This window comes from Micromonospora sp. S4605 (genome assembly GCF_003176715.1).
Lineage (GTDB): Bacteria > Actinomycetota > Actinomycetes > Mycobacteriales > Micromonosporaceae > Micromonospora > Micromonospora echinaurantiaca.
On record NZ_QGSW01000057.1, the window covers coordinates 1 to 18,248 of the forward strand.

Below are 18,248 nucleotides of genomic sequence, written 5' to 3' on the forward strand. Positions count from 1 at the left end.
CCGGCCTGGCCGCGAGGGCCGCCGCCCGCCACCCCCGCGACGGCGCCACCCCGCTGGCCCCGGCGCCGACCGCCACACCGTGACGGTCGGCGGGCCGGCCGGGCTCAGCAGGCGGCGTGCCCGGCGCCGAGCAGGTTGCCCTCCGGGATGACGAGCCGCTGGCCGCCGGCCGGCCGGGCCGCACGCCGGGCCCGCCACTGGCTCTGCTCCCGGCGCGCGGTCGCGTAGGTGCCGGCGGTCCGGCCCGCGATGCTCGCCCAGCCGTAGCGCCGACCCACCATGGTCCGGGCACGCCGGGCGACCCGGCGGGCGAAGACCTCGTCGCCGAGGAGCTGGCCGACCGCGCCGGCCAGGGCGTCCGGATCGCTGTGCGGAAAGGTCACGCCGGTGACGCCCGGCTCGACGATCTCGGCGAGCCCGCCGGTACGGGCCACCGCGAGCGGCGCGCCGGCCGCCGCCGCCTCCAGCGCCACCATCCCGAACGGCTCGTAGAGGCTGGGCACCACTGTCGCGTCGGTGGCGCCGAGCATCGCCGGCAGCTGGGTGGTGTCCAGGAAGCCGGTGAAGCGTACGGTCGGCCCGAGCGTGAGCCGCCGCGCCTCCTCCTCCAGCTCCGCCCGGTACGGCCCGTCCCCGGCGATCACCACCCGCAGCCCGGGGTGCCGCCGGCGCAGGTACGGCACCGCGTGCACCAGGTGCTGTACGCCCTTCTCGTAGACCAGCCGGCCGGCGTACCCGACCAGCGGCCCGTCCCCGGCGAACCGGGCCCGCGCCGACGCCACCGCCCGGGGACGGGCCCGCCAGGCCCGGTCGTCGACCCCGTTGGGCACCACGTCGACCTGCCCGGCCGGCACCTCGAAGAGGGTGGTCACCTGGTCGCGCATGTAGCCGGAGCAGGCGATCACCCGGGTCGAGGCGTTGCTCAGCCAGTGTTCGACGCCGTGGATGGTGCGGTTCATCTCCTCCGGCAGCCAGCCCTGGTGCCGGCCCGCCTCGGTGGCGTGGATGGTGGTCACCAGGGGCAGGTCGAGGTGCTCGGCGAGGGTGACCGCGGTGTGCGCGACGAGCCAGTCGTGGGCGTGGACGACGTCGTAGTCGGCGGTGTCGGTGGCGCGCAGGGCGGCGCGGGTGAGGGTGTGGTTGAAGGCCATGGTCCAGGCCAGCAGGCTGTTGGTGGCCAGGGGGAAGGTGACCGGGTCTTCGGCGGCGCGGATGACGCGTACGCCGTCGGTGTGTTCCTCCAGGGGTGCGCCGTCGGCGTGGCGGGTGACCACGGTGACCTGGTGGCCGGCGGCGGCGAGGGCGACGGAGAGGGCGTGCACGTGGCGGCCGAGGCCGCCGACGAGCACCGGCGGGTACTCCCAGGACAGCATCAGCACCCGCAGGTGCCGGGCGGGGTGGATGTCGATCACGTCGGCGTCAGGTGACATGCGGCCCCCTCTGAGTTGTCCCCAGGCGCGCGCCGGCCGGCACCTGCGCCGGTGCCCGTCGTCGCGGCTGGATCGGATCCAATCCTGCGGGCGACCGGCTAACCAGCGGAGACGCGGTCGTTGCAGAGGTGTAAACCGTTAACGGCGCACCCGCAGCAGCTCGGCGACGGACCAGGCCTGGAACGGGCAACCGGTCGCCCGGTGCGGGGCGTCCGCGTCGGCCGTCTCGCTCACCGAGCCCAGGCCGTACTCGGCCAGGTGGGCTTCCACGCCGACGAACAGGTCGTCGACCGGCAGGCCGGCCCGCCGGCAGGCGTCGGCGTACGGGCCGAGCAGCCACGGCCAGACGGTGCCCTGGTGGTACGCCCCGTCCCGCTCCGCCGGCCCGCCCCGGTGCCGCCCGACGAACCCAGGGGAGCCCGGGGCGAGGCTACGCGGGCCGAGCGGGGTGAGCAGCCCGGCGGCCACCCGGCGCAGCGCCGCCGGGTCCGGCTCCAGCGGGGCGTACGGCAGCGACCAGGCCAGCAGCTGGTTGGGGCGGAGCAGGTCGTCGTCGTGCCGCTCCGCGCCCAGCGGGTACGCCGGCGCGGGCGCGTCCACCACGTCGTACAGCCAGCCGGCCGGGGCGGGGAAGCGGTCGCGGAACGCGGCGGTCGCCCGCTCGTGCAGCCGGCGCAGCTCGGCGGCGTCCCGCCCGGCCAGCTCGCTCAACTCGGCCAGCCCGGCCAGCCCGTTGATCCAGAGCGCGTTGACCTCGACCGGCTTGCCCGCCCGCGGCGTCACCGGCACCCCGTGCACCCGGGCGTCCATCCAGGTCAGCGCCGCCCCCGGGGCGCCGGAGGTGAGCAGCCCGTCGGCCGGGTCGACGGCGATGCCGTACCGGGTGCCGGCCAGGTGCGCGTCGACCACCGTGCGCAGCGCTGGCAGCAGCTCGGCGGCCAGGTCGGTGTCGCCGGTGACGGCGACGTGCCGGCGTACCGCGTGCAGGAACCACAGCGTGCCGTCGACCGTGTTGTACTCCACCCGCCCGGTGTCGGCGGTGTTGGCGAGCATCCCCTCCGACAGCGTCGCCGCGTACGACCGCAGCAGCTCGCGCCCCTCGTCGGCCCGGCCGGTGGCGAGGAACAGGCCCTCGTAGGAGATCATCGTGTCCCGCGACCAGGCGCCGAACCACGGGTACCCGGCGACCACGTCCGGCCCCCGGGCGGCACGGATGACGAACGCGTCGGCGGCGAGGGCGAGGGTGCCGGCCACGTCGTCGGCGGGGCGCGCGGCGGCCACCACCCGGCGGTTGCGGGCCCGGGCGGTCGCGATCACCTCGGCCGCCGAGGGTGGCTCCTCGGCCAGGTCGCCGGCCCAGGCCAGCACCGACACGGTGTCGCCCGGGCGCTCCAGGACGCCGGCGAAGCGGCCCGCGTACCAGAGGTCCTCGCTCGGCGGCAGGCCCCGCTCGGCCTCCTCCCGGTGGTGCACGCCCAGCCACCACTGGCCCGCCGGGGTCCAGTCCGGCCCGGCGAGCCGGAACGCGCCCTCGACCACCGCCCCGCCGGCCACCGGCTCCACCCGGGGCGCCGGCCCGCCGGCGCGGCGCTCGCCGTGCGCGTCCCGCCAGGTGCAGGCCGCGGCCAACTCCAGGCGCACCGGGCCGCCGGCGACCAGCCGGTGCACCACCGCGACGCAGCGGTGGCCGTGCCGCATGGCCAGCTCCCGCTCGATCACCACGTCGCCGAGCCGCCACCGCCACCGGGGCACCCCGTCGACCAGGGTGAACTGCTCCAGCAGCTCGAAGCCGGGCGGGTCGACGACCCCGGAGGCCCACTCGTGCGCGCCCAGCCGCACCCGGGCGCCGGAGGGGAGCAGCACGGCCGGGTCCAGGCTGACCAGGCCGACCCGACGGGACGCCGGCGTCTCGCCGGCCACCACCAGCAGCCCGTGGTAGCGGCGGGTCCGCAGCCCGCTGACCGTGCCCATGGCGTACCCGCCGAGGCCGTCGGTGACCAGCCACTCCCGGGTCGCACCGCTGCTGAGCTGCCCGCACACCTGCGAACCGAACCGAATCTCGATCAACTTTCCTCCACCCGCGGCGGGGTGTAACACGCCACGACGAGAATGGCCGCTGTGGTGGAGTACCCCGGCGGCGTCGAAGATGTGCACGTGATCACCGACGTGCCGCCGACGAACGCGCCCGCGCCCGACCCCGAGCGGATCCGGCTCGCCCAGGCCGACGCGGGGGAGCAGGACTGGCGGGCATGGGGTCCGTATCTGTCCGAACGGGCGTGGGGGACGGTGCGGGAGGACTACAGCGAGCACGGCACGGCGTGGGACTACTTTCCCCACGACCACGCCCGGTCCCGAGCCTACCGGTGGAGCGAGGACGGCATGGCCGGCGTCTGCGACGACCGGCAGACGTTCTGCTTCGCCCTCGCCCTGTGGAACGGCCGCGATCCGATCCTCAAGGAGCGGATGTTCGGCCTCGGCGGCGACGGCGGCAACCACGGCGAGGACGCCAAGGACTACTGGTGGTACGAGGACTCCACGCCCACCCACTCGTGGATGCGCTGGCGCTACCACTACCCGCAGGCCGCCTTCCCGTACGACGAGCTGGTCGCGGTCAACGCGCTGCGCGGCCGGGACGACACCGAGTACGAGCTGGTCGACACCGGCATCTTCGACGACGACCGGTACTGGGCGGTGACCGTCGACTACGCCAAGGCGTCCCCGACCGACCTGTGCGTCGTGATCACGGTGGCCAACCGGGGTGACCGGGACGACCGGCTGCACGTGCTGCCCACCCTGTGGTTCCGCAACACCTGGGCGTGGGGGCTGCCGGGCGGCGACCGGATCCCCCGGCTGGTCGGGGCGGGGTCCCGGCTGGTCGGCGAGCACCGGGTGCTCGGCCAGCTGCTGCTGGAGGGGGAGGGGTCGCCGACCCCGCTGCTCTGCGACAACGACACCAACGCCGAGCGGCTCTGGGGGCTGCCGGGCCGCTCCCGGTACCCGAAGGACGGGATCAACGACCACGTGGTCAACGGGGCGGCGACGGTGAACCCGGCGCGGGAGGGCACCAAGGGCGCCCTGCACTACGTGCTGGACGTGCCGGCCGGCGAACAGCGGCAGATCCGGCTGCGGCTGACCCGTACCGCCCCGCCGCCCGGCGACGCCGCGCCGCCGCCGGCGGACCTGGGCGCCGGCTTCGACGCGGTGGTGTGGGCCCGGCGGGCGGAGGCGAACCGGTTCTTCGCCGGGGTGATCCCGGCCGCCGCCACCGCGGACGAGGCCCTGGTGGCGCGGCAGGCCATCGCCGGGCTGATGTGGGGCAAGCAGTTCTACCACTTCGACGTGAAGCGGTGGTTGGAGGGCGATCCGGGCTCCGCGCCGCCGCCACCGGGGCGCCGGCACGGACGCAACAGCGCCTGGTGGCACATGACCAGCTTCGACGTGATCTCCATGCCGGACCCGTGGGAGTACCCCTGGTACGCGGCCTGGGACCTGGCCTTCCACTGCGTGAGCATCGCCCGGGTCGACCCGGGCTTCGCCAAGGAGCAGCTGCTGCTCCTGCTGCGCGAGTGGTACCTGCACCCGAACGGGCAGATCCCGGCGTACGAGTGGGCGTTCGGCGACGTGAACCCGCCGGTGCACGCGTGGGCGGCGTTGAAGGTCTTCGAGATCGACGGGAGCCGGGACCACGACTTCCTGGCCCGGGTGATGCACAAGCTGCTGCTCAACTTCACCTGGTGGGTCAACCGCAAGGACACCGGCGGCAACAACGTCTTCGAGGGCGGCTTCCTCGGGCTGGACAACGTGGGGCCGTTCGACCGGTCGGCGGCGCTGCCGGTGGCCGGGGTGCTGGAGCAGTCCGACGGCACCGGCTGGATGGCCATGTACGCGCTCAACCTGCTCGACATCGCGATCGTGCTGGCCGAGCACGACCGCACCTGGGTGGACACCGCCACCAAGTTCTTCGAGCACTTCGCGTACATCGCGGCGGCGGCGTACTCGCAGGGGCTCTGGGACGAGGAGGACGCGTTCTTCTACGACGTGCTGCGGCTGACCGACGGCACCAAGGTGCCGCTGAAGGTCCGCTCGGTGGTGGGGCTGCTGCCGCTGGCCGCGGTCACCCGGCTCACCGCGCGTACCCTGCACCGGCTGCCCGAGCTGGGCGCCCGGCTGCGCTGGTTCCTCACCAACCGCCCCGAGTACGCCGACGTGATCGGGGCCCGCCGGCTCGGCCCGGACGGCCGCCAGCAGCGGCTGCTGTCCATGGTCGGCCCGGAGCAGGTGGTCCGGCTGCTGGCCCGGATGCTCGACACCGACGAATTCCTCTCCGAGTACGGCCTGCGCACGCTCTCCCGGGCGCACCTGGACAAGCCGTTCGCGGTGACCCTCGGCGGTCAGGAGTTCTGCGTCGGCTACGAGCCGGCCGAGTCGACCAGCGGGCTGTTCGGCGGCAACTCCAACTGGCGCGGGCCGATCTGGATGCCGACCAACTTCCTGCTGATCAGCGCACTGCGCGACTACGCCGCCTTCTACGGCGACGACCTGCGCGTGGAGTACCCCACCCGGTCGGGGGTGAAGCGGACGCTGGACGAGATCGCCGACGACCTCTCGGCCCGGCTGATCGCGCTGTTCACCCGGGACGGCTGGGGCCGCCGGCCGATCTACGGCGCCTGCCAGCTCTTCCAGACCCACCCCGACTGGCGGGACCTGATCGCGTTCCCGGAGTACTTCCACGGGGACAACGGGGCGGGGCTCGGCGCCTGGCACCAGACCGGCTGGACCGCCCTGGTGGCCGACCTGATCCTGACGCTGCGCCGCTGACCTGCGGATTGTGTCGCGGCGGCGAACAGTCGCCAATCCGTCGCCGGCCGCTCACGGTCCGCGACCGCGGCTAGGCTCGGCGAGGTGTCCGACGACCAGGACGGCGACGCCGACCGGCGCGAGGCCGCCGTCCACGCCGACCGGCGTGCCGCCGCGACCCGCCCCGACCCGGGCGGGGACGCGACCCCCGCCGACCTTGTCGAGACCGCGACCCACGCCGACCAGGTCGAGACCGCGGCCCCCGCCGAGCCGGGCGCGGCGGCGGCCATCGTCACGGCGGCCCGGCAGCTGGCCGAGGCGGAGGGCTGGCCGGCGGTCACGCCGCGCCGGCTGGCCGAGCGCGCCGGGGTCGACCTCGGCGTCTTCTACCGGTGCTTCGCCGACCGGGACGCCGTGCTGGCCGCGGTCGCGGTGCGCGGCTTCGCCGAGCTGGCCGCCGCGCTCACCGCCGCCCGGTCGGCCGCCGACGGCCCGCGCCGGGCCTGGTCCGCGGTGGTCTCCGGGTATCTCGACTTCGCCTACGCCAACCCCGAGGTGTACGACGCGATGCTCGCGCACACCCCCGACCTGACGCTCGGCGCGGACCGGGCGCCGGTCACCCCGGCCGCCGCGTTCGCGCAGCTGCGCGCCGCCGTGGCGCCGCTGGCCGCCGGCCGGGATCCGGACACCCTCGCCGAACTCGGCTGGAGTCTGCTGCACGGCGTGGTCATGCTCACCCGCGGCGGCCGGCTCCGGCCGGAGGCGCAGGAGCAGCGGGAGGAGATGATCGCCACCCGGCTGCTGGAGCCGCCGGTGGCGCCGGCCCCGCGCCGCGGGAAAGTCCCTGGGCGCTCCGGCGGCGGTGCCCTATAGTCCCCGCCGGGCCAGGTGGTGACCGGCCCGGCACGGGGAGGGGACGGCATGACGGGCGGTGGCGCGACGGTGCCCCCGGGGCAGGTGTTGGTGTTCGACGCCGACGACACGCTCTGGGAGAACAACCTGCTCTTCGAGCGGGTGATCGACGACTTCCTGGCCTGGCTGGACCACCCCACCCTGGACCGGGTCGCGATCCGCGCCGTCCTGGACGACATCGAGCGGGCCAACGCCGCCGTGCACGGCTACGGCAGCAAGGTCTTCCTGCACAGCCTCGGCGAGTGCCTGGAGCGGCTGCGCCAGCGGCCGGCCACCGAGGCCGAGCGCCGGGAGATCCAGGAGCTGGCGGTGGCGCTGGTGGAGCACCAGGTCGAGCTGATGCCCGGGGTGGCCGACGCGCTGGACGAGCTCGCCGGCCGGCACGCGCTGCTGCTGCTGACCAAGGGGGACCGGGAGGAGCAGCAGCGCAAGCTGGACGCCTCCGGGCTGCTGCACCACTTCCAGGCCGCGCACATCGTGCCGGAGAAGGACGTCGACACGTACCGCTGGCTGACCCGGGAGCACGGGTTCGACCCGGCCGCCGGGTGGATGATCGGCAACTCCCCGAAGTCGGACATCCTGCCGGCCCGGGCGGCCGGCATGAACGCCGTGTTCATCCCCAACGACAACACCTGGGTGCTGGAGCACGACGAACTCGACCCGGCCGACCCGGGCGTGCTGCACCTGACCGCCTTCCCCGACCTGCTCAAGCACTTCTGAGCCGGTCCCGGGACTGACGGCACCGGCCGCCATGCCGCTGACGTTCCCGTCGCACCTGGCCGCCGTGCTGCCGCTGAAGCTGTGGCGGCCGCGCTGGTTCGACGGGGTGGCGCTGGCCGCCGGTGCGGTGTCGCCGGACGTCGCGTACCTGGCCGCCGGCACCCGGTTCGAGGTCGGCGGCAACCACACCGCCGCCGGCCTGTTCTGGTGGTGCCTGCCGGTGGCCCTCGGTTACGCCTGGCTGGCTCGTCGCTGCGCGGCCGTGGTCGCGCCGTGGCTGCCCGGCCGGGCGACCACCGGGTGGGTGGCGGACGCCCGGACGAGCGTGCCCCGATGGTGGATCACCGGTGGCTCGGCGCTGCTCGGCGCCGTCACCCATCTCGGCTGGGACCACCTCACCCACACCGACGGCTGGCTCCGGGCGCTGGGGGTGGACTGGTACGCCCGGACCGGCCTGCACTGGTGGACGGTGGCGGACCTGAGCAGCACGCTGCTCGGTGCGGCGGTCGCCGTCGACCTGGCCCGGCGCCTCGCGCGCCGGCATGGCATGGTGAACGGGCGACCGGCGCCAGGCGGCCCGGCGGTGTTCGGCGGGGCCGCCGTCGCGACCGCGCTGGGCGGGGTGGCGCTGCTGCCGGCCCTGCCGGCCGCCGGTCAGCCGGCCGCCACCGGCGTACGGCTGCTGCACGTGTTGGCGCTCGCGCTGCTGGTGGGTGGCCTCGCCGCCCGCCGCGCGCGGCGTCCGCGCAGAGGTCGCTCCGACCGGAAATAGCGCTCCTGTCGACGGTCGTGTTACGCCGACATGCCGGTTTTCAACGTTGATATCAATCACCCTCCACCACGCCTCCCGTGTCTTGTCCGACCTGGAAGGACCCGCCTAGCCTGATCCGGCGCTCACGGCTCTTCGGGGTGGGTCGGGAGCGCACCGAAGTCCGGTAGCTGGGCACCGTGGAGCTGAGTGCAGGCGGGCCGGCTCGTCGGGTTGAGCCGAGCGTGGGCGGCGTGCCACGCCCGCGCGTCCAATCCGGCGAAGTCCGCTACCACGCCGGACGGCTGGGGGTCAGGACCGGGGAGTTGCGGACCCGGTCCTGACCCGTCCTGTCTTCCGGAACGTCGGCGGGCGTGCTGCTGCGTCCGGGTCGCCGATCCCGTTACACCGACCCGCCGCTGTCCCCGACTGAGATTCCTCACCATTTCCGGGGCAGCCGGCCCGGACCGGAACTGCGATCATGCTGCGAATGGAACGGAGACAATCTTCCGTGCGTACCGCCGTCCTGCTGAGGTGCTCGTGACCGGGCGGGGGCGGCCGATCCCGCCGCCGAACCGGGCGTCGGCGCTGACCACGCTGCCGGAGGAGACCCGGCAGGTCGTCCTCGTCACCGGCAACGGCTACAACACCACGTACGCGACGCTGGAGACGTTCGCCGTGGCCGGCGGCCACTGGGTCGCGGTCTTCCCCCCGCTGCCGGCGCGGATCGGCTCCCGGGGCTTCAGCGACAACCACGTCGAGGGCGTGCCCACCACGCCGACCGGCGTCTACTCGTTCGGCGAGACGATGTACGGCATCGGCGCCGACCCAGGGGTGCGCTACCCGTACCACCGGGTGGTGACCAACGACTGGTGGAACGAGAACCCGGAATCGCCGCTGTACAACACCTTCCAGCACAGCACCACCAACCCGGGTGGCTTCAGCGAGGCGCTGTGGAAGGAGATCCCCGCGTACACCCACTTCGCGGTGATCACGTACAACATGCCGCCGAACGTGCCAGAGCCGATCCCGAACGCCGGCAGTGGCATCTTCCTGCACGAGTTCAGCACCAGCGGCGGCAACGCGACCGCCGGCTGCGTCAGCCTCTCGCACGCCAACCTGGTCCGGGTGTTGACCTGGCTGGACCCGGCGCGCGCGCCGCGGATCGTGATCTGCCCGGTGCAGAACCTCGGCCGGTACTGACCTCGCGCCCAACTCCGTTCGAAGGCCGTCCCGACCGGGGCGGCCCTCGTCGTTCCGTTCCGGGCGTCGACCGGGGTCGCACCGGCTAGCGTGCCGGAGTGGAGATTGGATTCGCCCCGCCGGTCTCCGGCTCATGGGCCACCGCGGAGAACATGGTCCACGTCGCCCGGCGCGCGGAACTGCTCGGATACCACTCGCTGTGGGCGTTCCAGCGTCTGCTGGCCCCCGCCGACCTCGGCTGGAGCGAGACGTACCACAGCGTGCAGGATCCGCTGACCACGCTGGCCTTCCTCGCCGCCCACACCTCGCGGATCCGGCTCGGCGTCGCGGTGCTCAACATGCCGTTCCTCTCCCCGGTCGTGCTGGCCAAGCAGACGGCGACCCTCGACATCCTCACCGGCGGACGGCTCGACGTCGGGCTCGGCCTCGGCTGGTCGGACGAGGAGTACCGGGCGACCGGCGCGAGCCGGCACCGGCGGGGCCAGCGCGCCGCCGAGTTCGTCACCGTTCTGCGCAGCCTCTGGCAGGACGAGGTCATCGCGCATCGCGGCGAGTTCTACCAGGTCCCGCCGACCCGGATGGACCCGAAGCCGGTGCAGCGACCGCACCCGCCGATCCTGCTCGGCGGCCAGGCACCCGCAGCGCTGCGCCGGGCGGGCCGGCTCGCCGACGGCTGGATCAGCGGCAGCCAGGCTGACCTGACGGGCGTCGCCGAGGCGGTCGCCACGGTCCGGACGGCGGCAGCCGAGGCCGAACGCGATCCCGGATCGCTGCGGTTCGTCTGCCGCGGCGCGGTGCAGGTACGCCCGGCGGGCGCGGCCGACCGGACACCGCTCACCGGCACGCTGGAGCAGATCCGGTCGGACTTCGGCCGGCTTGCCGAGGCGGGCATCACGGAACTCTTCGTCGACCTCAACTTCGACCCCGAGATCGGCTCACCCTCGGCGCACCCGCAGGTATCGCTGCGCCGTGCCGACGAGGTGCTCGACGCGCTCGCGCCGACCTGGTGAGCCCGGACCAGGCGCCGCTCACCCCGTCAGTTCCACCGCTCCTCTGGCCGCCGACCACGCCGACCACCGGGTCACCGTGACCGCGACCACCGGTCCGCCCGGCGGGCGCTCCACGTACTGCGGATACTTGGCGGCCAGCGCCGCCCGGGCGGCGGCTTCCTCCGCCGGGTCCCCGACCAGGCGACCGTGACCGTCCAGGCGGATCCACCACAGTGCCGACCAGTCCTCGTCGTACTCGTCGACGAGCAGGCAGGCGTGCTCCGTCGCCCGGATGTTCACCAGCCGGCGCAGCCGCCGGTGGGTCTTGGGCTTCTCGTCCACGGCGTGGTACGCCACGTCGCCGAGCATGGCGAAGCAGACCGGCACCAGGTGGGGGCGCCCGTCGGGCCGGACGGTGCCGAGCCGGGCCACCCGGGCCGATCCGACCCGGTGCCGGAGTTCGTGGGCCTGCACAGGCCAGACCGTAGCCGAGCCCGGGCGGGGGAGTGCCGACATCCGCCGACCGGAGCCGAACGGGGGCCGGAAACCCTCGCGTCCCCTGGCGCGTCATGCACTACAGAAAGTGACGGTATGGCGACGATATTGCTCCGTATAGATGGGTGATCTTACGGTTCGGGCACACGCTGGTACACCCCGTACGGCGCCGACCGCGCCGCGGTCACCGACTGGCCAACGGACCGCGGCTTCCTCAACGCACCCGCCAACACGTCCACAAAACTGCTCGACGTCGGCGCCCGGGAGTACGACCCGGACACCGGCGCGTTCATCGCTCCCGACCCCCTGGTCGACCTGGGCAACCCGACCAGTTTCAACCCGTACGCCTACGCCCACCACAACCCGATCAGCCTCTCCGACCCGACGGGCCTGGCACCCAGCGGCGGCTCCGGCTTCCAATGGGACGGCCAGGACACCGAGAACGCGATCGTGGCCGGGCTCATGGTCGCGGGCGCCGCGGGAGCCATCCTCGCCTGCGGCACCGGTTGGGGTTGCGTGCTCACCGCGGCCGTCGTCGGCGGCACCGTCGGCTACGCCGGCTACACCGCCGAGCCCGGGCACCGGGTCCAGGCGGCATCGTTCGCCCTCGGCGCCGCAGCCCTGGGCGGCGGGGCCGGGGCGGGTGCACGGCTGCTCTTTGTCAAGGCGGGGGTCGCTGCCAGCGCCCGGGGCGTCCAGGCCGTCGCCGGCACCGCCGCCGGTGTCACCGAAAGCGCCGTAACCCAGTACGGAACCACCGGCAGCGTCGACTGGCGGCAACTCGTGCTGGACGGGGCCGCCGGCGGTGCCCTCGGCGCCGCCATCAAGCCCCGGGGCGGCTGCAAGCACAGCTTCGACCCCACCACCCCGGTACTGATGGCCGACGGCTCCACCAAGCCCATCGAGGACATCGAGCTCGGCGACGAGGTCACCGCAACCGACCCGGAGAGCGGACAGACCGAGGCCAAATCCGTCGAGCAGCTCCACGCCAACCACGACACCGATCTGACCGACCTGACCGTCACCGTCGAGGACGTCACGCCCACGGACGGCACGGACGACAGCGCTACGACGGTCCTGAAGACCACCCAACACCATCCGTTCTGGGACGAGACCAGCGATGAATGGGTGTACGCGGCCGACCTGGTCGTCGGGCACGAGCTGCGCACTGCTGACGGTGACAGCGTCACCGTCGTCGCAGTCCGCAACTACAGCGGCGGCAAGAACATGCGTGACCTCACCGTCGCCGGATTCCACACGTACTATGTGGTAGCCGGCAAGACGCCCGTCCTGGTACACAACTGCGGGCCGGATTACGGCGAGATCAACAGCGATGGCCAGCGCAGTGGAATGAGGGTGCTCCTTACGAAGGACTTTATTGCAAAAAATAAGAAGAAGACGAAGCCGAGTCTGTCAAAGCCGATTCCTGGCTACGTGTCCGTGCAGGATAATCAAACACATCTGCTTGGAGCGAGGCTCGGCGGATCGAATAACGATCCCAGAAATTTCGTGGCTATGCACCGGTACGCCAACAGCCCGATCCATCGCGATGACTTTGAAGGTGCTATTTACGATGCGGTCATGAACAAGGGACAGACGGTGGACTATCGCGTGACTCCGATATACGGGGGCCGAGATCCGCGCCCCTTCGCGCTGATGATTGAGGCTGTCGGCAGCGGCCCGGACCCGTTGATCATTCGTGATGTCATCTTCAATGAGCCGTTCCGACGATGATGCGCGATCTGTCAGCAGAGATCATAGACTTACTTTCGCCCAGGCCAGTGCCTTCGGAGTGGCGATGGGAGCGTGCGGAATCCGAGATCGGTGCGCGCGTACCTCAGGACTACAAGGCCTTGGTGGCTGGTCTCGGCGGCGCAAGCATCTTGGATGATTGCCTGTGCCTTTTCGAGCCGGATAGCCGCGAAACGCACATGGATTTCGCCAATTTGGTCGCGGAGCGCGATTCGGCCTGGCGGCGCATCAAAGATCGAGGATTTAGGGTGCTTCCCGAGAAGTACTTCAGTGAGGGCAACCGTCTGATTGCTTTTGCTCTTGTTGAAGCGAACTACTTCTACTGGATCGCCAGGCCCGGCCGGCCGGAAGATCAATGGGGAGTGCTGATCGTGGACGCGGATCTCGAGGATTGGTACGAATTCGACATGTCTGCTACGGAGTGCATATACAACCTCCTTGTCGGCCGGATAGAGTTTCCCGTGTTTGAAGGGCTCTTCTCTCGTTCTCCACACGCTTACAGTCGACTGTGATGTCAAGGACTTCCGAGTCGGCACCCGAAGTTCAAATCCTTTGATGGGTAATTGAGTTGCTGGTATGGGCGCCGGGCCACCTTCAGGTGGCCCGGCGCCGAGCAGTGAGCCGTTTCATTCTGAGTAGCGGCTGGTCTCGACGTGGTGCAGGACGAGGATGGCCTGCACGATCGCGGTCGCGCGGCGGGGACAGCATCGCAGCTTGGCCAGGAGCTTCCAGGTCTTGAGCGTGGCGATGGCGCGTTCGCCGCAGGCGTGGATTCGGGCGTGCGTACGGTTTACGGCCCTCTGGCGGCGGAACAGCTTCGGCCGGTACCGGTGGCGCTTGAACGGCGTGCGCATGCTTCTGGAGGCTCCCTGATAGCCCTTGTCCGCGAAGGTCATCACGTCGGCGCCGGTCAGCGCCTCGATGATGCCGTGAGCGCGGGCGGCGCTCAGGTCATGGGTGGCGCCGGGCGGCGCGGCCGACGCCCAGACCAGGCGGCCCGCCGCGTCCGCGATGACCTGTACGTTCACGCCGTGCCGCTTGTGTTTCCCGGAGTAGTAGGGCCTCTGGTCGGCGACCCGGTACCGGCGGTCTGCGAGGAGGCGTCGGCGGCCTTGGCGCAGATGCGGCAGGAAATCGCTGCAGGTCGCGGCTACGCCTCGATTCTCGAGTCGTTCGTCGGCAGTCCGTCAGGCGTGGCCGCGGTCACCGCACTGACCGGAGGCGGAGAGGAGCGAGGCTCGGCCGCCGGCTGACGACCCTGGCACAACGGTGAATCGCCACCGGTCCGGTGCGCCCCGACAGGCGTACCGGACCAGTGGCCCGTCTCCGCCACGCCGATCCGCCACGCTGGATGTCATCCGGGTCCGGCGCACCGGATCGGGCCGCCGCCGCGCGTCGAGTGAACGGCAAGCTGTGTGTCGCGGTCCCCCGCAAGCTGATCGCGACCTGCAACGTCTTGCGTAGTGATTCCGTTACATCGACTCGCCGCGATGCGATGTCGGTTTTCATCACAAGAATTGATGGCCATAGTTGCTTGTTGCTTGATCGACCGCCCGCCTAGCCTGAGCGCGCTCAATGCGCAACGGGGGGCGCCACATGCAGATCAGTATCAGACTGCTCGGGAGCACCGAGCTGTACGTCGATGGCCGGATCGCCACGCCGAGCGCGGCTAAGCGCCGGGCCGTCCTCGCCGGACTCGCGATGGAGGCCAACCGCCCGGTGTCGCTGAGCCGCCTTGCCGGGATGGTCTGGGGCGACGCCTCTCCCGCCTCCGCGGTCGCCAACCTCCGGTCGCACGCCGCCGCGTTGCGCCACGCCCTCGGCGACCGGCTGATCGCCCGCCCGGTCGCCTACGAGCTGCGGCTGTCGCCGCACGAGGTGGACGTCGACGAGTTCCAGCGGTTGGCGGCCGCCGGCCGGGCGGACCTGCCGGCGGGGGATGCGGTGGCGGCCATCGGCAAGCTGACCGGGGCGCTCGGGCTGTGGCGCGGGCCGGCCGGCGAGGGCCTGCCCTGCGGCACCGCGCTGGACAACCACTGGGCGAGCCTGGAGGAGCAGCGCCGCCAGGTCTTCGAGGAACTGGCGCAGGCCCGGCTGGCCGCCGGCGAGCACGCCGACCTGCTGCCCGAGCTGCGTCGCCATCTCGCCGCCCACCCGCTACGGGAGCGCGCCTGGGGGCAGCTGATGCTCGCGCTCTACCGGTGCGGAGACGTCCCGGCGGCGCTCACCGCGTACCGGGACGCCCATGCCGCGCTGCGCGAACAGCTCGGCATCGACCCGGGGGAGGAGCTGGGCGCGCTGCACCGAGCGATGCTCGACCGCGCGCCCGAACTGGCGTACGCCGACGAGCTGCCGGTCGTGCGGACGACGGACCGCGTGCCCACCGCCGGATCGGCCGCCGAGGCGGCGGAGAGCGGCGCCGAGGTGCCGGTACCGATCCCGGTGGTGCCCCGCGAGCTCCCCGCCGACCTGGTCACCTTCGTGGGGCGTACGGCGGAGGTGGCGGAGTTGGTCGGGGCGGTGACCGGCGCGACGCCGGCTGCGGTGGTGGTCAGCGGTCCGCCCGGCAGCGGCAAGACCGCCCTGGCGGTACGCGCGGCGCACGAGGTCTCCGCCGAATTCCCGGACGGGCAGGTCTTCGTCGACGTCGCCTCGCAGCCGTCGGTGACCGCCGAGGAGGTGCTGGGCCGGGTACTGCGTGCTCTCGGGTTGCCCGCCGCGGAGGTACCGGCGGGCGGCGACGAGCGGGCCGGGTGGTACCGGTCGCGGGTGGCCGGGCGGCGGATCCTGCTGGTGCTCGACGGCGTCACCGGGGCGGAGCAGGTACGTCCGCTGATCCCGGCCGGTGCCGGGCCGGCGCTGATCGTGGTCGGCCAGCGGCACCTGCACAGCCTGGACGGGGTTCGCCGGGTCGCGCTGGCGCCGGTAGGTGCCGCCGGGGCGCGGTCGCTGCTCGCCGCGCTGACCGGCACCGAGCGGTTGGAGGCGGATCCGGCCGCCACCGCCGAGCTGGTCCGACACTGCGCCGGCTCGGTGCTCGCCCTGAAGGTCACCGGCTCGCGGCTGGCCAGCCGGCCGCAGCTGCCGGTGGCCGCCCTGGCCGAGCAGCTACGCGACCGGCGGGACCGGCTGGACCTGCTGGCCTTCGGGCACCTGTCGGTGCGGGCGAGCCTGGCCGTCAATGTCGCCGCCGCCCGCGCCGCCGACGAGTTGGCCGGCCGGCTGCTCGAACTCCTCGGCGAATCGCCGGACGCGGTGGCCGCACCGGACCGGACGGCGGCTCGGCTCGGCGTGTCCACCCGGCGGGTGTGGCAGGCACTGGAGGACCTGGTCGACGCGCACCTGGTCCACCGGGACGAACCGGGTGGGTACCGGCTGCCCGCGTTGGTGCGCGACTACGCCGTCGAGCTGGCAGCGATGCCGTCGGTGACCCAGCACCCCGGCTGGCGAGCCGGGTCGGCGGCGGCCTGACCGGCGCCGGGACCGACGGGCAGGCAGGACGGGAGGCGCTACGGCGAGTGCCGCGGGCAGCGCGTCAGGAGCCCTCGCCCCGGACGATGGCCACCGCCACCCGGCAGAACTCGTCCATGTCCGGCTCGAAGCCGGCCGCGATGTCGGGGTGCAGCCCGGACCGGGTCTCGTCGAGCAGTCGCTGGCAGACCTGCTCGACCGGCTCGCCGGCGTAGCCGGCGCGCACCCGTTCCGTCGCCGCCCGCAGCGCCGAGGTCAGCTGATCCTCCAGCGGGCCGCGCAGCTTCTGCTGCACGGGGTCGAGTCCGCGGGGGTCCAGCGTGACATGTGGCTCCGACATGGCGCTCCCTTCGTCGGCGTCCGCGGTACCCCACCGCGGCCGTCGGTCAAACCACGTTCGGTACGGCGGCCACCCGCACCTGGTACGAGAAGTCCTCCGCCGGCTCCTCGACGTACGACAGCCGGCGGATCTGCCGGTCGTCGTCGTAGAGGGCGACGTCAACCAGGACGCCGAGGTGGGCCAGGCCGATGCTGGACACCCGCTTCTTGTCCTGGAGCACCGCGCACACCCCGCCGAGCAGCGTGCTGGCGTCGGAGGTGCGGTGCCCGGGTGGGCAGCGCAGCACCACGTCCACCTCGATCGGCACGGACAGCGGAGTCCAGCCGGTCTGCTGGGCCGCCGCGCAGGCCGCTTCGAGCAGGGCGCGGACCCTCGTCGCCTGCCGGTGGCCGGCGGCGAAGATGGACAGCGCCTCGGTCTTGACCGGTGGCAGGCCGCTCACCTCGAACGTCAGGGCGAGAGCGCGGGTGTCCTGCACCACGACGGCACCTCCTCGTTGGGGACGATCCTGCCCAACCGGTGGACCGGCAGAGGGAAGTTCCCGCGAGAACCAACCGATCGGACGGGCTGGGGTCGGCCGGAGGCGTGTCGACGTCGGCGGCGAACGCGCTGGCTGCGGAGCTAGGAAGACGCTAGTCGACTCGCCGCCGGCTGGGTAGCACCGCCGCTCACTGGGTGGGACGTGGTGCGAACGCGCAGAACTCGTTGCCCTCCGGATCGGCCATGATCCACCAGCTGATCGCGTCGTCCGGCTCGCGCAGCAGCGTGGCGCCGGCCTTGATCAGGGCGGTCGGCTCCGGGTCGGTCAGGTCGACGTCCCAGTGCATCCGGTTCTTCACGGTCTTGCGTTCCGGCACCGGGTCGAAGATCCACTGCCGCCACGGGAAGCCGGCCGCGCCGAGCACCGAGGCGTGCCCCCGCTCGCTGGCGCGTACCTCGCCACCGACCACGCCGGCCCACCACGTGGCCTGGGCGACCGGGTCGGCCGAGTCCACGATCAGCGCGATCGGGCCGGGTTGCGCACCCGCGCGGGGCGGGAACGTGCAGAACAGGTTGCCGTCCGGGTCGGCCAGCACCCACCAGTCGATCTCCGCGTCGGGCTCGCGGACCAGCCGCGCCCCGGCCGCCAGCAGGGCCGCCGGCTCCGCGTCGGCCAGCCGCAGGTCCAGGTGGACCCGGGTCTTGGCGGTACGCGGCTCGGGCACCCGGTTGACCCAGATCGACTCGGCACCCGAGCCGCCGCGCGGGTCGACCCGGGTGTCCCCGTCGCCGGTGTCCATCACCTCGCCGTCGAGGATCCGGGCCCAGAAGCCACCCAACACGTGCGGGTCGACCGCATCCAGACACAGGTCCTTGAACCGAGCGATCATCCCCCCATCATCCCCACCCAC

15 protein-coding genes and 2 pseudogenes are annotated in these 18,248 nt (G+C 72.8%); 10 read left to right on the forward strand and 7 right to left on the reverse strand.

Going from position 1 to position 18,248, the window contains the following annotated elements; genetic code table 11:
• Positions 1-104 precede the first annotated feature (104 nt).
• Both DLJ47_RS02875 and DLJ47_RS02880 read right to left on the reverse strand, forming a co-directional pair.
• On the reverse strand, positions 105-1,430 hold the full coding sequence (locus tag DLJ47_RS02875; protein WP_109898558.1) for a glycosyltransferase family 4 protein: 1,326 nt from the start codon (positions 1,428-1,430) through the stop codon (positions 105-107).
• A gap of 138 nt (positions 1,431-1,568) precedes the next feature.
• Entirely contained in the window at positions 1,569-3,497 is a 1,929-nt protein-coding gene (locus DLJ47_RS02880) for an amylo-alpha-1,6-glucosidase (protein WP_109898559.1), read from the reverse strand.
• Positions 3,498-3,539: 42 nt separating this feature from the next.
• Here DLJ47_RS02880 and DLJ47_RS02885 point away from each other — a divergent pair, with 42 nt between their 5' ends.
• The 6 genes from DLJ47_RS02885 (at position 3,540) to DLJ47_RS02910 (ending at position 10,820) form a co-directional block, all read left to right on the forward strand.
• A complete protein-coding gene (locus tag DLJ47_RS02885; protein WP_109898560.1) occupies positions 3,540-6,248 on the forward strand; it encodes an MGH1-like glycoside hydrolase domain-containing protein in 2,709 nt (902 codons plus the stop codon).
• An 84-nt stretch (positions 6,249-6,332) separates the two neighbouring features.
• Complete coding sequence (locus DLJ47_RS02890) at positions 6,333-7,100, forward strand: TetR/AcrR family transcriptional regulator (protein ID WP_233257625.1); 768 nt, start codon at positions 6,333-6,335, stop codon at positions 7,098-7,100.
• A 48-nt stretch (positions 7,101-7,148) separates the two neighbouring features.
• Positions 7,149-7,859, forward strand: a complete 711-nt coding sequence (locus tag DLJ47_RS02895; RefSeq protein ID WP_109898561.1) for an HAD family hydrolase — start codon at positions 7,149-7,151, stop codon at positions 7,857-7,859.
• A gap of 31 nt (positions 7,860-7,890) precedes the next feature.
• Positions 7,891-8,631 carry a DUF4184 family protein gene (locus DLJ47_RS02900; RefSeq protein WP_109898562.1) on the forward strand — a complete coding sequence of 247 codons (741 nt, stop codon included), beginning with the start codon at positions 7,891-7,893 and terminating at the stop codon, positions 8,629-8,631.
• A 516-nt stretch (positions 8,632-9,147) separates the two neighbouring features.
• Positions 9,148-9,810: a L,D-transpeptidase family protein gene (locus DLJ47_RS02905; RefSeq protein WP_146228012.1), complete on the forward strand. Its 663-nt coding sequence runs from the start codon at positions 9,148-9,150 to the stop codon at positions 9,808-9,810.
• 98 nt (positions 9,811-9,908) lie between these two features.
• Complete coding sequence (locus DLJ47_RS02910) at positions 9,909-10,820, forward strand: TIGR03619 family F420-dependent LLM class oxidoreductase (protein ID WP_109898564.1); 912 nt, start codon at positions 9,909-9,911, stop codon at positions 10,818-10,820.
• 18 nt (positions 10,821-10,838) lie between these two features.
• Here DLJ47_RS02910 and DLJ47_RS02915 read toward each other — a convergent pair whose 3' ends face one another.
• The gene (locus DLJ47_RS02915; RefSeq protein WP_233257626.1) at positions 10,839-11,273 is read right to left on the reverse strand and encodes a TIGR03668 family PPOX class F420-dependent oxidoreductase; all 435 of its coding nucleotides are present in this window, start codon (positions 11,271-11,273) and stop codon (positions 10,839-10,841) included.
• 186 nt (positions 11,274-11,459) lie between these two features.
• On the opposite strand from DLJ47_RS02915, the pseudogene DLJ47_RS37840 reads away from it, so the two are divergent.
• From DLJ47_RS37840 to DLJ47_RS02930, 3 genes and pseudogenes are all read left to right on the forward strand, one after another.
• A pseudogene (locus DLJ47_RS37840) lies at positions 11,460-11,675 on the forward strand (RHS repeat-associated core domain-containing protein); the annotation flags it as partial.
• A 69-nt stretch (positions 11,676-11,744) separates the two neighbouring features.
• Positions 11,745-13,028 carry a polymorphic toxin-type HINT domain-containing protein gene (locus DLJ47_RS02925; protein ID WP_146228013.1) on the forward strand — a complete coding sequence of 428 codons (1,284 nt, stop codon included), beginning with the start codon at positions 11,745-11,747 and terminating at the stop codon, positions 13,026-13,028.
• A complete protein-coding gene (locus tag DLJ47_RS02930) occupies positions 13,025-13,558 on the forward strand; it encodes an SMI1/KNR4 family protein (protein WP_146228014.1) in 534 nt (177 codons plus the stop codon). Before DLJ47_RS02925 ends, DLJ47_RS02930 begins: the two co-directional genes overlap by 4 nt.
• Before the next feature lie 114 nt (positions 13,559-13,672).
• Here the strand turns inward: DLJ47_RS02930 and DLJ47_RS02935 are convergent.
• Positions 13,673-14,125: pseudogene (locus DLJ47_RS02935) on the reverse strand (transposase family protein); the annotation flags it as partial.
• 517 nt (positions 14,126-14,642) lie between these two features.
• Between DLJ47_RS02935 and DLJ47_RS02940 the strand changes: the two are divergent.
• Positions 14,643-16,517 carry an AfsR/SARP family transcriptional regulator gene (locus DLJ47_RS02940; protein WP_109898571.1) on the forward strand — a complete coding sequence of 625 codons (1,875 nt, stop codon included), beginning with the start codon at positions 14,643-14,645 and terminating at the stop codon, positions 16,515-16,517.
• Between the two features lie 64 nt (positions 16,518-16,581).
• On the opposite strand, the gene DLJ47_RS02945 is transcribed toward DLJ47_RS02940, so the two are convergent.
• From DLJ47_RS02945 to DLJ47_RS02955, 3 genes are all read right to left on the reverse strand, one after another.
• Entirely contained in the window at positions 16,582-16,857 is a 276-nt protein-coding gene (locus DLJ47_RS02945; RefSeq protein WP_109898568.1) for a hypothetical protein, read from the reverse strand.
• A 46-nt stretch (positions 16,858-16,903) separates the two neighbouring features.
• The gene (locus DLJ47_RS02950) at positions 16,904-17,335 is read right to left on the reverse strand and encodes a hypothetical protein (RefSeq protein WP_109898572.1); all 432 of its coding nucleotides are present in this window, start codon (positions 17,333-17,335) and stop codon (positions 16,904-16,906) included.
• A 190-nt stretch (positions 17,336-17,525) separates the two neighbouring features.
• Positions 17,526-18,227 (reverse strand): VOC family protein, encoded by a 702-nt coding sequence (locus tag DLJ47_RS02955; RefSeq protein ID WP_109898569.1) that lies wholly within the window; start codon positions 18,225-18,227, stop codon positions 17,526-17,528.
• Positions 18,228-18,248: the final 21 nt, after the last annotated feature.

What these genes read in the sequence shown, in the direction of transcription:
- DLJ47_RS02875 (WP_109898558.1), bottom strand. Translation starts at nt 1,430, where the DNA reads ATGTCACCTGACGCCGACGTGATCGACATCCACCCCGCCCGGCACCTG.
- DLJ47_RS02885 (WP_109898560.1), top strand. Translation starts at nt 3,540, where the DNA reads ATGGCCGCTGTGGTGGAGTACCCCGGCGGCGTCGAAGATGTGCACGTG.
- DLJ47_RS02895 (WP_109898561.1), top strand. Translation starts at nt 7,149, where the DNA reads ATGACGGGCGGTGGCGCGACGGTGCCCCCGGGGCAGGTGTTGGTGTTC.
- DLJ47_RS02900 (WP_109898562.1), top strand. Translation starts at nt 7,891, where the DNA reads ATGCCGCTGACGTTCCCGTCGCACCTGGCCGCCGTGCTGCCGCTGAAG.
- DLJ47_RS02930 (WP_146228014.1), top strand. Translation starts at nt 13,025, where the DNA reads ATGATGCGCGATCTGTCAGCAGAGATCATAGACTTACTTTCGCCCAGG.
- DLJ47_RS02940 (WP_109898571.1), top strand. Translation starts at nt 14,643, where the DNA reads ATGCAGATCAGTATCAGACTGCTCGGGAGCACCGAGCTGTACGTCGAT.
- DLJ47_RS02945 (WP_109898568.1), bottom strand. Translation starts at nt 16,857, where the DNA reads ATGTCGGAGCCACATGTCACGCTGGACCCCCGCGGACTCGACCCCGTG.
- DLJ47_RS02955 (WP_109898569.1), bottom strand. Translation starts at nt 18,227, where the DNA reads ATGATCGCTCGGTTCAAGGACCTGTGTCTGGATGCGGTCGACCCGCAC.